Annotated in this window: 11 protein-coding genes; 2 read left to right on the forward strand and 9 right to left on the reverse strand. The window is 43.2% G+C overall.

The features are described 5' to 3' along the window. Positions 1-19 precede the first annotated feature (19 nt). Together mutS and fdxA are read left to right on the forward strand one after the other, a co-directional pair. Entirely contained in the window at positions 20-3,097 is a 3,078-nt protein-coding gene (gene mutS, locus G561_RS0106865) for a DNA mismatch repair protein MutS (protein WP_037031902.1), read from the forward strand. A 231-nt stretch (positions 3,098-3,328) separates the two neighbouring features. Next, the gene (fdxA, locus tag G561_RS0106870) at positions 3,329-3,652 is read left to right on the forward strand and encodes a ferredoxin FdxA (protein ID WP_028858880.1); all 324 of its coding nucleotides are present in this window, start codon (positions 3,329-3,331) and stop codon (positions 3,650-3,652) included. A gap of 103 nt (positions 3,653-3,755) precedes the next feature. Here fdxA and G561_RS15655 read toward each other — a convergent pair whose 3' ends face one another. From G561_RS15655 to G561_RS0106915, 9 genes are all read right to left on the reverse strand, one after another. Then, a complete protein-coding gene (locus tag G561_RS15655; protein ID WP_051584424.1) occupies positions 3,756-4,163 on the reverse strand; it encodes a pilin in 408 nt (135 codons plus the stop codon). Between the two features lie 116 nt (positions 4,164-4,279). Further along, positions 4,280-4,780: a type IV pilin protein gene (locus tag G561_RS14975; protein WP_051584425.1), complete on the reverse strand. Its 501-nt coding sequence runs from the start codon at positions 4,778-4,780 to the stop codon at positions 4,280-4,282. A gap of 12 nt (positions 4,781-4,792) precedes the next feature. After that, a complete protein-coding gene (locus tag G561_RS0106885; RefSeq protein ID WP_028858881.1) occupies positions 4,793-8,995 on the reverse strand; it encodes a pilus assembly protein in 4,203 nt (1,400 codons plus the stop codon). Between the two features lie 263 nt (positions 8,996-9,258). Then, complete coding sequence (locus tag G561_RS0106890; protein ID WP_028858882.1) at positions 9,259-10,140, reverse strand: hypothetical protein; 882 nt, start codon at positions 10,138-10,140, stop codon at positions 9,259-9,261. Positions 10,141-10,153: 13 nt separating this feature from the next. Further along, on the reverse strand, positions 10,154-11,167 hold the full coding sequence (locus G561_RS0106895) for a prepilin-type N-terminal cleavage/methylation domain-containing protein (RefSeq protein WP_028858883.1): 1,014 nt from the start codon (positions 11,165-11,167) through the stop codon (positions 10,154-10,156). A gap of 40 nt (positions 11,168-11,207) precedes the next feature. After that, complete coding sequence (locus tag G561_RS0106900; RefSeq protein WP_037031903.1) at positions 11,208-11,789, reverse strand: prepilin-type N-terminal cleavage/methylation domain-containing protein; 582 nt, start codon at positions 11,787-11,789, stop codon at positions 11,208-11,210. Between the two features lie 135 nt (positions 11,790-11,924). Then, positions 11,925-12,725, reverse strand: a complete 801-nt coding sequence (locus G561_RS0106905; RefSeq protein WP_227674066.1) for a ComF family protein — start codon at positions 12,723-12,725, stop codon at positions 11,925-11,927. A gap of 6 nt (positions 12,726-12,731) precedes the next feature. After that, a complete protein-coding gene (locus G561_RS0106910; RefSeq protein WP_028858886.1) occupies positions 12,732-14,054 on the reverse strand; it encodes a phospholipase A in 1,323 nt (440 codons plus the stop codon). 249 nt (positions 14,055-14,303) lie between these two features. After that, positions 14,304-14,843, reverse strand: a complete 540-nt coding sequence (locus tag G561_RS0106915; RefSeq protein WP_227674067.1) for a DUF3465 domain-containing protein — start codon at positions 14,841-14,843, stop codon at positions 14,304-14,306. Positions 14,844-14,927 lie beyond the last annotated feature (84 nt).

Below are 14,927 nucleotides of genomic sequence, written 5' to 3' on the forward strand. Positions count from 1 at the left end.
TTTTCTTTGAAAGCTTACTATGTCTGTTACCCCAACTATGTCTAATACCCCTACTAACGACTCAATTCTAAATATTGCTGGTACGGTCTATAACTTAGATGACCACACCCCAATGATGGTGCAGTACTTAACCTTGAAGGCACAATACCCCCATGCTTTGCTGCTGTATCGTATGGGCGATTTTTATGAGTTGTTCTTCGACGATGCCCAGCGTGCTGCCGATATTTTAGACATCACCCTCACCCGCCGTGGTAATGATAAAGCAGGCAATAATATTGCCATGGCAGGCGTACCCTTTCACGCTGCAGAAAGCTATATGGCCCGTCTTATCGCTGCTGGTGAAACTGTAGTTATTTGTGAGCAAGTAGAAGATACTGCCGAGCCAAATAGCCCTAGCGACAAGCCCGCTGCCAAAGGTATTATGCGCCGTGAAGTGGTAAAAACATTAACCGCAGGTACCCTGACTGACGATGCGTTAATTGGGCCTAACCAAACTCCAAGTGTTGTTGCCATTGATTTTCAGGTCAGTAAAAACTTACAACAAGCTACTTTAGCCCAAGCCAAAAAATGGCAGGTGGGCATCAGTCAACTTGACTTAAATGCCGGAACTATTCGTACTCAGACCCTTCGTCTAGACTCCTTATTACAGCAGCCAATGCTCGATAGCTATGATAAGGACAACAGCGGCCCTCAAGAGGGCAACAGTCCAGAAAAATCCCTAGACTTTGAGCAGTTATTAAAGCAGCGGCTACTCACGATACTGATTCGCTTTTCGCCCAGTGAAGTTATCATTCCTGAAACCACCTCAGATGAGTGGCGACACTGGCTACAAGACAAGCTGTACTGCCCCGTTATTAGTGTAGCAGCCAGTGATTTCCATGCTCAGCATGCGGCCACCACAGTATGCCGGCAATTTAATGTTCAGACCGTTGAAGGGCTAGGTATTGCCGACAGCTTAGTGGCCCAGACCAGTACCGCCGCCTTAATTCATTATGCGCAGCAAACTCAGCAGCGTCATACCCCTCAGCTGAACGAGCTTATTGTCGAGCGTGATGAGGACTATCTTATTATTGATGACATTAGCAGCCGCAACCTAGAGCTTTTTTCACCAGTAAGCCCAACTGGTACTAGCTTACTTAGTGTGGTCAACCACTGTCAGACCCCAATGGGCAAGAGACTGCTGGCAAACCAGCTAAAGCGTCCTTTACGTCTATCGCAAGCCCATCAGCAATTGCAGGCCCGACTAGACGCTGTTGAATGGTTTGTTGATCAGCCGGCACTGGCTAATTTGCAGCCGTTACAACAGCAGCTACAAAGCATTGGGGATATTGAACGCATCAGCAGCCGTATCGCGTTACACAGCGCTAAGCCTCGTGATTTAAGACGTCTGGCATCTAGTATCAGAAGCAGTGAGCAAGTGGCTGAATATTTACAGACTTTAGGTCTAACCGCTGAGGCACCGCCTTTATTGCTGCAATTATTTAAACAGCTGCCTTTACAGCACCCTGAGCTCATTGAGATTGCTGACTTATTAGACAGAGCCATTGTAGAAGAACCGCCAGCCCATATTCGTGACGGCGGAATGATAGCAACTGGCTACGATGAAGAGTTTGATCGCTTGGTGCATTTGCATGACAATATTCAAGAAACCTTGGAAGAGATGGCTGATGAGGCGCGTCAAAACTACAAGTTACCAAGCCTTAAAGTGGGCTTTAATAAAGTCAGTGGTTTTTATTTTGAGCTACCTAAAGGACAAGCCAGCTCCGCACCAGAGGCCTTTATCCGTCGCCAAACTCTGAAAAATAGTGAGCGCTTTATCACCGAACCGCTAAAAACTCTAGAAGTGGACTACTTAGAAGCTCAAACCAATGCCCTAGCCCGTGAAAAAGCTTTATACCAAGGGGTTTTGGTCACCCTTAGCGAACAGCTGTCTCACTTACAGCAGTTAAGCTCTTCCCTCTCACAGCTTGATGTGCTGCTAAACTGGGCAGTATTGGCTAAAGAAAGCCACTGGGTACGGCCTGTTTTGACCCCTGAATCAAGCTATATTGATATCGAAGACGGTCGTCACTTGGTGGTGGAAGCTATGAACCAACCACAGAATCTGCACGGTAAAGCATCGGCACCCCTCTCCCCTGCTTCAGCTCAGCAGTTCGTGGCCAATGACTGTCAATTAGGCACTGAATCTAATGAGCAACGTTTACTGCTGATTACCGGACCTAATATGGGCGGTAAATCCACTTATATGCGTCAGACGGCCTTGATTGTATTGCTTGCATGCTGTGGTAGCTTTGTGCCAGCTAGCTCCGCACGTATCGGTGACATTGACCGTATATTTACCCGTATTGGCTCGGCTGACGACTTGGCGGGTGGTAAGTCTACTTTTATGGTGGAAATGATTGAAACCGCTCAAATTTTAAACCTTGCCAGCTCGCGCTCATTGGTATTAATGGATGAGGTAGGTCGGGGCACCTCTACCACCGATGGTCTGGCCATTGCTCATGCTTGTGCGGTTCAGTTGGCTGAAATGGGAAGTTTAACTTTATTTGCCACGCATTACTTTGAGCTAACTGAATTGGCAAAACAACCTGAACTGGCTCATAAAATCAGAAACGTACATGTTGCTGCCAGTGAAGTAGAAGGGCAATTGTTATTGCTGCACAAAATACAAAAGGGAGCTGCCAGCTCAAGCTTTGGCCTGCATGTGGCAAAAATGGCGGGGATCCCTGAACAAGTATTAACTGCAGCTACTCACTATCTCACCCAACAAAACTCGTTAAATAGAGCAGCCGCTTCCCCTGAAGCCGACTACGAAGTTAATCATGCTAAAATCGATAAAGCTTATGCAAATGCTGACCAAAGCCTGAATACTGAGCAAAAAAACACAGCTTATTCGCAGACATCGTTACAGTTAACACCGTCTCAGCCTGCAGAATTTAGCTCTGAACAAACCGCTGAGATAAGCCAAGCAGACTCGATAAATCCTAGGGCTATGGCCGTCTTTGAAAAACTCAAACAACTGCAACCCGATGAATTAACTCCCAGACAAGCGCTTGATTTGCTATATAAGTTAAAGAGCGATACTGAGGACAATTAAATCAAAAAAGCTGACTGATAGGAATTTGTGAAATAGTGATTAACAGGGTAAAATACACCTCACAAATAAATCTTATCCCTCATTCGCAACTTACTTATCTTGTGATATTAACCATTTAGCTTGCTACTGGTACGGTTACTATGACTCATATTGAAGTTATAAGTCACTAAGCCAAATTCGCCATAATGGTTAAAACAAAGTCCAAGATAACTTTTATAAAGGTAGCTCGCTATGACATTTGTTGTCACTGATAATTGCATCCGCTGCAAATACACCGATTGTGTTGAAGTCTGCCCTGTGGACTGCTTTTATGAAGGGCCTAACTTTTTGGTCATTCATCCTGACGAATGTATTGACTGCGCCTTATGTGAGCCTGAGTGCCCAGCCAATGCTATTTTCTCAGAAGACGAAGTGCCTAAGGGTCAAGAAGAGTTTATTGAGTTGAACGCAGAGCTTGCAGAAGAGTGGCCAAACATTACTGAAATGAAAGATCAATTACCAGACGCTGCGAAGTGGGATGGCGTTGAAGGTAAGATTCAGTATTTAGAGCGCTAAGCACTAAGCCCTACACACTTACGCATAGCCAAGCTCGGTGAATCAAAAAGCGACCTATATCTATGATATGGGTCGCTTTTCTTATGGCTGTTACTACGTCAGACTAATTAAGTGGATAAGGACAGTTCACTACCTCCCCTAAAGTACATATAATCTGATGCTTATCTTTATCTATCGGGTTTTTTATGGTGCCGGTAATATTGGCCAAAGTCGTTACTTTATTGTCTGCGTCTAAGACTTCTGCGGTATAGATTAAATCTTTACAAGCAGAGTTTTTTAGTTTAAAAGCCTCCAATAGATTATAAGAAGGTTCTGTCTTTAAGTCATCTATACCTGTATTAATATCTATAAATAGCTTATCACTAAAGGCCTTGGTTTCAGCAAGACATGCCACTTCAGAAGACTTTTTGGCATAATTTTGATAAGCAGGTATGGCAATTAAGGATAAGGTCCCAATGATGGCGACCACCACCATCAACTCTATCAAAGTAAAACCTTTTTCTGTTTCCATCATACATCCTTGCCAAATAAATCAATTAAATTTGATAATAACACTATTTATTTAAATTAACTAAATAATAATTGACTAAAGTAATGATGGGTTAACATTAATCCAATAAGGTTTACCTACCAACTATTAGAACACTGCTGCATAGAGATTATTTCTGGCAAAGACGGCGTACTCGCAAACACACATCTTTGCCCCCAGCTGTCTAGATAATAATGACTGGCTGATTTAAGCTTCTCAAATTCAGGCTTAGGCTGAATCAACAGCCGCCACCCCTGTGGATTTGCATGGCTGTCAGTCAATAGTCGCTTGCCGGTTGCGTCTGTGAGTTGGACTGAATATTTAGTTGTGGGCTGATTTTTAAGTGCTTCACTGACCGAAAACCCAGCATAAGTCAGATGCCTTGCTCGCCATCGCTGCAATTGATTGGCAAGATACAGTCCCTGCTGCTGTGCAATATGTTGCTCTTTTTGCAGTAGGTAATGGTTATAACTTGGTACAGCAATCAGCATCAATACAGCGATGATCATACTCACCAACATCAACTCAATTAAACTAAATCCCTGCGCCTCTTTGCTAATAACAAATTGATTTCTCTTAGAGTCTGCACTGATAGCCATTTTATGTACTGCCTAGTCTGAAACTGAAAGGTGATTGCTATAATCAAACCACTGCTCGAGCTGTAATTTTGGCTGTAGCGTAAAGCTATTAACAAACTTAGGAGCCGCTTGGATATCATTAAGGTTCACTAGTATAGATAAGTGAGTCTCTTCAGTCGGATTTGCTTCTGAGTAAATACCGGAAACTTGAGCTATAAATAGCTGTCTGGCTTTGCCCTCTCCCACTGTTTTCCAAGACAAAGGATTTAATCCGTTACCATAGCCAATTCGCTGCACATGACTGCGATAGACTTTGTTAGCAGTGTTACAGTTACCGTATGGAAGACAAAACTGATACACCTCTGTATTGCCTATAAGCTGCGCGCGACAAGCAGCTAGAGGCTGTGACTTTGGTACCGGATTATAGGCGGTTAGATAAAGCTTATTACTGACTGCAAACATAGGACCAAAAGCTTTAATAGCTAAGGCATTGGCTAAGCTGTTACTACCCGAAACCCTATCTTGATTATTCAGCTTCTCTACCACACCCGCCTTATTAAAATTGGCATGGTGTTGACCAAATTGAGTCAAAGGCGAGCGCCAACCTTGCTTTTGATAACCACTGAATTGGGGATTGCTGACATCAATAGTGGGTAAATCTGGGAAGTTCTCTTCAGTCAAATAGATATCACGAGTCTGTAATGCGGACACCGGCGTATTAAATAAAGCCGGATTGGCCACATCCTTATCGTAGAGGGTATAGACATGATTGGCTGTGCGACTAAGGACTGACATTTTTTCTGTTGTCATCGGCTTAATTCCAATCCAGTATTTGGTAACACTAAGAATAGGAGCCAAAGGATCTGCTATTGCTGGCAGAGACTGACTTGGACTAATTGAGACAAAAGAGCTTGGCACTCTAAGGCTGGCACTGATTTTATCTGTCGAAGCAAATGTAGTGGTTGCCTTCAGCAATGAACCCGGCATAAACAGCTTGGTGGCCAATTGAAACTGACCGTTATCAAAGCGAATATCACTATTATTATCAATGTCACTAGTTAGCGCTAAATCAGAAGCTATCAGTTGCCACTTGCTACTTTCTAATTTAACTCCTGCATCATCTGTAGTTAAAAATTGCTTATGCACAGCTTGTAAGATCTGTCTATGCCCTAAGCTATCTAAATACTCAATCTCCAGACTCACGGTATGCTTTGTAGGATCAGTAATACGCAAAGGATGGCTACGATCGCCTGAAGCGACACTGACTGTGGCAAATTTACTAGAGCGACTATCAACAGCATTATGATTTTGCAGAGTGACCACAGGAGTTTCATAAAAGCGTGGTCCAGGACTGTTTTTTTGACGTCTAAAATCTGCTAAACGTACCACCCGCACCTTACTCGCTAGGGCAGGCGAGGAAGCCACATTGTCTATATCCAATCGAAATAGCTGTCCCTCCAAATCTGCAAAATACAGATGATCTGTGAGACCATCCTCCTCTCTATCCATAGCCTTAACTGAACCTGTGATGCTATACAACATTGAGGCATTTGCTACCTGCAATACTTTACCGGCGTCTTTTGACAAGTCAGAAAAGCCGTTATCATCGTTACTGCCTATAATACTCTGTGTCTCATTGTCTGCTGTAGCCACAATAAGTGGCACTCCTGTTTTGGCATCGACAATATATATAGCATTACCCAATATCGACTGTTGGCCTTGTTGTAAGTAGTGGCGTTCCCGTAATCCATCCGGCTTATCATACTCATTGGCATCATAGCCTCCTGAGAGTATCGCAACTAATTTAGGCACACCAAACCAATTAATATGAGTAATGACCGGCTTACTCCAACTATAAGCTAACTGTTTGAAATACTGCTGACCAAAATCTTGCCGATCAGGGGTAATAGTAAATAACTGCTTTGGCGCAAAGCCATTTAGGTTATGGGCAGAGTCTACTCTATCCAGACCGGTTAAATCCAAGCCGTAGTAAGCCCTAGCCCCTAATCTTGCACCACCAAATACATACAAAGGCTTCGCGATACTCTCCCCCTCTGCATTGGTTATATAACGGGCATATTGAGTCCAAGGCCCATCGATACCAAAGCTGGGATGAGCTTCTGTTGATGCCGCCAAGCTGTCCTGCCTGATAGCTTGGTATTGGCCGTTTTCAGCCAAGACCTCTTTGGCAAAATAGGCCGCTATCTCCTCACCCGTTGCCTCATCAATAATATGCAAAGCATTGTCCATAGCCCCGTATAAAATATGCTTTTTATAGCTATATTTTGTGGATTCAGACAGGTTAATAGTACTAGATTGATTGGAGGTTAGCGGTTGAGCTTTACTAATTAAAGCAATAGGCGTTGAATGATGAATACCACCACTTGGCGGGCTAGCATCAAACATATAGCTCAGTAGCGATTGTCGAAGTTTGAGCTGTTGCTTTGGAGTCAGTTTAGGCAGCTGAAAGCGGTTAATGCTCTCAGTGGTTTGTGCTATCAGCTCTCCTGTCTCAGCTTGACTTAGATAGATATTTCTAGGATTTTTCAATAATTGCCGCTTATTTTTAATAACTTCTGCAGCAAAAATATTGTTTACTACGGATGACTGATATTTACTCACACCTCCTGGCCACTGTGCCTGTAAGCTGCCAAATTGAGGCTGTAAATAAGTCTGATAACTCTTTTTAAACAACTCACTACCATGCATAAAGTTAACCATCTGAAACGGTGCTTTCCTTGCCATAGCGGAGGGCTGTGTCGTCAAGTTTTTTGCCATAATAATCAAGGCTTGAGCCAGCTCTACACTTTGCTTTCTCCCTTGTTCAGAAGTCGCACCTACCCTAGTATTAACTGACTGAAAAAAGCCCCCTTCTCCATAATTATGTCCATACTGCCCTAACAAACACTTTTGTCTTATGCTCGGTGCTACTGTGGCTGCTAGACAGTCGTAGCTGGGTAAGCCTTTATTTTCACCCACTACGTTTAGAGCATTGTCTGCATTACTAAAAGCAATAACCGCCGTTTTTAGGGCAATCCCTAACGGATTATGATAATCAACGTTAGCGGCCTTAAACTGATTGAGATGGCGAGCATAATTTTGGACACAGCGCCAAGATAGGGCTTTATTTGACCAATCCCCCTCAGTGCCTAATGTTTGGATTAGATTTGGACTCAAGGCTGCGGTTGGATTTGAGGTTGAGCTCAGCGATTGTGAATGGCACTGCTGCAAGATATATTGTTGGTAAGCTAAATCGCCACGAGTAGATGAAGGGTATTTTGCTATTAAAGACTGAGTCATCATGGCTAAAGGGTCTAAGTTTGACATCGGCGATGCAGGCCCACTTGATATCAACGCTGCTGAATCTGAGTCCGCCGTTATGATAACCACTGCATTGCCGACGCTATAAGCCAAAGCATCTAATGCCTCGGTCTCAAAGTGCCGTGCAGAACATTGATTATAGATAGGTTTTGAATAAAGCTTTTGAGCATTGCTTATAGAGAAAGCTGGCTCTATATCCATCAATGCGACTGGCTCATTATTAGCTTTAATGGAGGGTTGCCCTACAGGCAATTGGCTCGAAGTATTTCCGATATCAACAATTTCAATATCGTCAAGCGATACTGAATCAGTTTCGCTTGAACGACCATCCCTACTAGCCTTGTTAACCCTATTAGCCTTGTTAACTGCCCTACTGCCGTTATCTGTGCCCATCATATAAGCAGACGCTTGAGCATAAGCAGCCATACTGCTGATAAATAAGTCATCGTCCCCTGTATGTTGTCTTCTACAGTTGGGAAACTGCGGACACTGATCTTTGATGAAGTTTTTAATTTTATGACGCTGTGACTTAGGGTGATGGCTATCGGCTACCTGACCAAGGGCTGCTACTGGAACCAATACCAACTCTGCCGCCGTCTCTCCCTGATCCACATCAGTCACTTTACCAATACCCAATTGCAAGTTATCTGCCATCAGTCCGGGCGTGTCCATAAGATAATCTAAAGCGTGCTGTAAATATTGCAGGTGCTGTGTGTGATTGGGAGTTGTATATAAGGCAGGGTCTAGCAATAAAAATAACACCGGTCCTGGCGCTTGTACCGAGCTTGAATGATAGCCCACACTATAAACAGCTAAATCTCCTTGGGCCGGTGAAGTATTGGCCGAAGCATAAGGACTAACGACAAGCTGAATGAGCATGGCCATCACAATCAAAACTACACTGATTGATGGCATAAGCAGCCTAAAACTCTGACAAGACTTTTTTACCAGCTGTATCCCGCTACGCCATAACCTCTGCAGACAAAAAAGGATATAGTTATTAAACTGACAGTTATTAAGCTGATAGTTATTAAACTGACAGTTATTAGGTCGGAAGTGGTTAGACTGAAAGTCATCATCCTCGATAAGTCATTATCCTTAGCTGTTGATGGGGCCATTTAGGTATTATTAGCTGGTAATAAATCACCGGCTACTATGATAAAAAAGCAAAACTAAGGTTATATATCAGGTACTGCCTGATAAGAAAACACATAGTCTTGCACTTGGGTATTGAAAGGAGTACCTGTTCTTTTTAGACAAGCCAATTGATTTTCGCTCTGGCTAAACCAAGTGTTTTTTGAGATCTTTATAGTCACCGGCTTGGCCAAGCAGCTGTCAATCTCACCCAGCCTAGCTCTGCTGAAGCTTGGCATAACAGAGGTGACATAAAGCCGAATGTGGGTTTGCTTATTATTTGCTAAGTCTTGCCCTACAGGACCTGAAAATGGAGTCGATGTATGAGTTTTGGTGGTATCTTTAGATTTTGCCGGCTCTAAGGAGTGATGCTCTACTGAGCTTAGCCGCACAAATGATAGTTGGGTAGCGATGATTTTTCGGTCACTAACAAAGTGATCACCATCACTGTCAGCCAAATTACAGTAGCCTTTAGGATTTAGAACTTCCTTGCTATCGGTTATTATTTTTGCGCTAGAAGCGCTAAAAATTTTCGAGTGCAGTTCTGGCTGGTAGCACACCGTATATTCTGCTAGTACTGGATTTATTCCCTGTTTTGACAAGTAGCCAAAAGGTCCGGAGTCCGCTGTTAATAAGCCTAACTGCTCCTTATCTTTTGATAGCTTATCTAGCTGTCGCAGCGGGGCGTCGGATGCTTGAAACAATAGCTGATTGATTTGATAGGTTGTGGTCAAATCCAAAGAGGTATTAGCACTTCTTATAGCAATAAGACTAGCGGTAGCCATTAACAGCAGGAGCAATAGTACTATCATCAACACTGCCCCTTGTTGCTTTTGAGTGTGTTGCCCCTGATTATTAAGTCGGCGTCTAAATCGACTATCTGTTCGATAAGCAAGGTTTATTTTGAAGTTTTCGGCTGTTTTCATTGCCAATTCTTCATCATTGGCTGAGCCGAGTATTGCGTAGCGCTACCACAGTTTGTAACGTTTGACGCTTATAATGGGGGGTTGTTTGTCTAATTTGATAGTCTTCACCTTGCAACTGAAAAGTAGTACGCATTTTTTTGCTATCTCCTCCAGCCACCTCACTCATACTGCGGGCAATAACCCCTAACTCAATCGCCACAATAGGCGCATCATAGATGTAGTTTGAGGCATAGGGCATCAAGATTTGACTCGAAGCATGCTTAGTAAGATACGTATCGATAGGCATATAAGCCACTCCTTGCTCTAGCTGAACGCCTAGCTTAACTGAGAAATAATCTACCCTATTAATCAGTATCACCCCATTGTCACCAAAGCCTTCAATGCTCAGACTATCTTTAGCTTGGCTATTGGCATTTTGTACCCCATTTAATAAATAGCTACCGGCATCACATGCCAAAACAATGGCCTGTGCTTTATCCTCTTTACCGACACGCTGATTGTCTATACGCGTAAAATAGCGCTCAATCACCATATCTCCTTTATTAACTGTCCTACCTTCACAGTCATAACTATCAAAAGGAGCCTGATACTGTATGGTCAGCTGATCACTAGTTGCAGGCGCTATAAGATTACTAGGCCCCGCCCCATTTTTGGTCAGTAGCCTAGGCTCAATGCCGCGTATTCCTCTTAGGTTACCCACTTTGATCGGCTTGCCCGCTAAGCTTGATTGCAAGCTATCCTCAGAGCCAGTTAACACAATCCCTGTCCCAGCCGTTTGTTGTCGCATCGAGTTTGAAGCACCTAGGTTGGCATGTGAGATTTCTTTCACCATTGCAGTTAACCCAAAAACAGCTGCATCCTGTACCTCAGAGACAGAACGCTGTAGCTTTTGAGTGCTCATACTATGGGTAAAAAGCTGAAAAGCGGCTGAGCTTATTACCAATCCTAAACTCAAGGCTAACATTAACTCAATTAAGGTAAATCCTCGCTCAGTTAGCGTCATATTGGCCTTAGATTGACAACGCATTTTGGCTAAAGCCTTGACTGGTCGCTGTCTGTGATTGACTTTATGAAGCATCAATTAATCTCGCAAAGACACAGTCAGCTTGTTTTGCGACGCTACCCTCTGCATTAAAACAATGCGTTGATTCGCTGCGCTCCTTACTATCCTGGCTCATACCACTTTGATTATCTGCTGTGGTCTTCCCCCAAGCTACTATCAAGCACTTTGGGGCTACCCCATTTATCCTCTCCCTAACTCCTGGACAGTCAATCATACCTAGGCTAAATCCTTGCTCAGCCGCATGCTGTGTTAAATTTACGACATCATTCCGTGCCAGCTGTTCTGCACTGCAACCTTTACTTTGTATACAGTCTGCCGCTTCAAAAACCCCCGTGTCATTAAAGTATTGCTGATAAATACTAAAGTCCTGCAGCTGACTATTAGTCCTTATACGCTCTGAAGTCTCATTCAATATCATCAATGCCCGCAGGCGCATCATTGAGTGATTGGTACTGCTCATGGCCTGACCCTGCAAGATAGCATAGCCTAAAGCAGCACTACTAAATATAAACAAGGCCACTAAGACTTCCATAAGTCCAAGTCCCTGCTGCTGAAAGCCATAATATAATTTCGGGTCTCTGACCATTGTTGAGCTATCCCGATAGGCTTAGAAAGTGACTAGTATTCTGGAGCTTATTATATAATATTAAGGCGAAATAAATAAAACAAAGTTAAGTAAAACTAAATATTATAGTACCTAACTTTTGTGCTAAAGGGGGATTTATTTACCATGAGAGACACAGTAAGCTCTTATTTTTGTATCAGGATGGATGTTAGTTATGGTCTTAGCGATCGCAGCTAAGGTCGTTCCAGTAGTCACCACATCATCAAATAACAACAACCGCTTCACTGTAGGTTTGGCATTGATATTAAAGGCATGGCTTATGTTAGCTTGACGTTCGTTTCTGGCCAAACCTTGCTGGCTAACCGCATCATCAATACGATTTACCCCATACCACAAAGGTATTTGCCAATGCTTTGATAAATAGTAAGCCAGTACTGAGACAGGGTCATAACCCCGCTTTTTTAGCCGATTGGAAGTAGTTGGTGTGGGTACAATGACACTATTGGTTGCATGACAACCTTTCGGTCTAGGTAATTGATGAATGGCATGAACCAATACTGGTAAAGCATCCACTTGCTCTTTATATTTAAAAGCAATGATAGCAGCTCTTATATAGCTGAGATGCGGAGCCGCTGCTTGAATTTGCAAAGTGCGAGGAGAGACTGGCTGAGAATTAAGAGGGTCAACATCTTCGAGAGGGATGAGGTGCTGCAAAAGCTTAGGCTGCCAAGAGACACTATCATGACAGGCTTGACAAATAATTGATGAAAAAAAAGAGCGCTTACAATGCAAGCCCTCTTTTTGTGCAACAGCTGGATTGCTATGGCAAACACAGCAAACACTTTGTAAATACTGTACCCGCCACATACCCAGTTGATAAAAGGCAGGCACAGCTTGTTGGATAACTCTTGGTCGTATAGTTTTTCGCTGTGCCGCTTTCTGGGCCAAAGAAGTCAATGACTTCTACAGACCTTTCCAATCATTTAAAGATAGACCCACACCGACAGCAGTGGTTTCTTTATTATAATCAATGATAGACTCCCCATAACCATGGAAAAGTTGGATAAACCCATACACATCACGCGATATAGGAACCGTATAATCTACCTCAATAGCCCCTTTGTCAGTTTCAAAATTATAACGACCTAAAGCAGACAAGGTCTCGCCTCGACCAAAGTCGTATAATGCTTTAAGCTCTCCATGACCATAGTAATCGGTAATATCTGGGTTATCACTCGACTTAGAGTTATTCTTCTCTTTAACATGGGTCCAAATCTTGGGCTGAAGACTAAACTTACCCCACTCAGCCCCACCCATTAGATACAAACGGTTCCACGAGCGCGACCAAGGATCAGACTGGCCATTAGAGTGGTGAATAGCCCCCGCACCCAACATACGCAAACGACCATTAAAAGGTAAGCTCGCTTTTACTGGCTGAGTAATAAACACCTCAGGCAAATAGTCGGTAGCTCTAAAAGGACGTGAGTGCTCACTGTTATACACCTGCCAATGCATTTGCTGCGTATAACCAAACCAAACATCGGCGTTGGTATCAAACACGTCTTCTATCATCTTAGTCTTCAAAGATATCTGAGCTTTAAGCTCTAATTTGTCAGCATATTTATTGCCATAATCTTCAAATTCAAAATCTTCAGGATGTTGAGTAGGTGTTTCTGGACGGAGATTTGGAGAGTATTGAACATAAGCGGGTAATAAATAAATAGGACGATGCGGTCTAACAGTCCAAGTGCCCTGCTCACTATTTTTATCTAAGTCATAAGCCAAACTAAGCGGGGTATAAGCCGCAACATCCTCAATGGTAACACCTGCTTTAGCCAGCTGTTCATTACCAAAAGCGGTCGGCGCTCCAGGAGAGACTGGTTCCTCTACTTCAGTGGCTGACTCTACATCTACCTTTGAAACTTCACGATTTTCGGTTACAAAGACTGCAGTTGGTCGAAGGTCACTAAAGCTGGCCTTAACGGTCTCAACCAAATCCAAAGGTGCTTTTTCACGACCTAAAATAACCTCTTCACCATAAGCAACTTTGTCATAGCAAGCCAGACGAGCCGCTTCTAGTTTTAAATCGGTACATTTCATAAAGGCATCAACAGCCACTTGTGGGGCATTTGAGCCTACGGCGTCGGTGGTTGAATTTCCGGTCTCAGCAGAAGCAGCACTAACGGTTAACGGCACGCAACAAGCCGCTGCAACAGAAAGGGTCAAAAACTTAATTTTTGCAGAAGGCAGTCTCGACATCTGTACTAATGGCCGCAAAGTAATCATGCGTATTCCTGATAAATAGGGTAAAAGGGTCATTATACTATTAAACAAAACAGTTAACTAAAAACATTATCATCTATAAGTGACAAAACGCTGACTTATAGTGAGTTCCCTAGCCTCTGTAGAGGTAGAAAAACTCTGCCAAAATAGGTTAAAAACTAAAAAATCACAATATAAAGAAAGATTGCCAGTAAGTTGTTAGTAACGGCAGGTTAAGTCCTATAAATATAAACCAAACCCGGTAAATAGGAACTATTGGAAACGCTGCGCCTTATGCTCTATCCAACCATGCTGGTGTCGTGCGGCGGGATCATGATGCGTCCAATGTACTACCCCACCTTGTGGGTTGTATTCGTATTGGCCATAAAAGACCACCTCATCGCCTTTTTGTAGAGCGTCAACTCTTGGTGCTAAATCTATATTATGAGCAATAAGTACTGTATGTTTTGGTTCAACATCCGCTAACTCAACAATAAAACGCTGGTGACGGCTGCCCTTATTATCGTCAGCCAATACCGCTATTACCTGCCCGCAGCCTTTAACTTGTATAGAGTTGCGTTGCTGCTCAAAAGCTTCCAAAATCACTCTATTAACACAAACCAAAGAGGATTCTGTACGTTGTTCAGTACCAGCGGCAACAGAAGTATCTGCTGAATCTATTTCAATGTTGTTAAGGTTGGAGCCGCCTTCCACAGTACCTGTCGTTCCTCCAGTTTCAGGTTCACAGGCACACAAGATTAACCCAGAGCTTAGCACTAGGGCTAGCCCCAGTTTAGGAATCAAGTTTCTCACAATTATCGCCTTAAAGATAAGGTGTAAAGCAATATAGTGTAAAATAACCGTTAAAGCAACTCTAGTTTAACCACAATAAACAGC

Source organism: Psychrobacter phenylpyruvicus DSM 7000 = NBRC 102152 (assembly GCF_000685805.1).
GTDB classification, from domain to species: Bacteria; Pseudomonadota; Gammaproteobacteria; order Pseudomonadales; family Moraxellaceae; genus Psychrobacter; species Psychrobacter phenylpyruvicus.

Bases quoted from the DNA above. Each gene is read 5' to 3' on its own strand.
- mutS (WP_037031902.1), top strand. From the start codon at position 20: ATGTCTGTTACCCCAACTATGTCTAATACCCCTACTAACGACTCAATT.
- fdxA (WP_028858880.1), top strand. From the start codon at position 3,329: ATGACATTTGTTGTCACTGATAATTGCATCCGCTGCAAATACACCGAT.
- G561_RS15655 (WP_051584424.1), bottom strand. From the start codon at position 4,163: ATGGAAACAGAAAAAGGTTTTACTTTGATAGAGTTGATGGTGGTGGTC.
- G561_RS14975 (WP_051584425.1), bottom strand. From the start codon at position 4,780: ATGGCTATCAGTGCAGACTCTAAGAGAAATCAATTTGTTATTAGCAAA.
- G561_RS0106885 (WP_028858881.1), bottom strand. From the start codon at position 8,995: ATGCCATCAATCAGTGTAGTTTTGATTGTGATGGCCATGCTCATTCAG.
- G561_RS0106890 (WP_028858882.1), bottom strand. From the start codon at position 10,140: ATGAAAACAGCCGAAAACTTCAAAATAAACCTTGCTTATCGAACAGAT.
- G561_RS0106895 (WP_028858883.1), bottom strand. From the start codon at position 11,167: ATGCGTTGTCAATCTAAGGCCAATATGACGCTAACTGAGCGAGGATTT.
- G561_RS0106900 (WP_037031903.1), bottom strand. From the start codon at position 11,789: ATGGTCAGAGACCCGAAATTATATTATGGCTTTCAGCAGCAGGGACTT.
- G561_RS0106910 (WP_028858886.1), bottom strand. From the start codon at position 14,054: ATGATTACTTTGCGGCCATTAGTACAGATGTCGAGACTGCCTTCTGCA.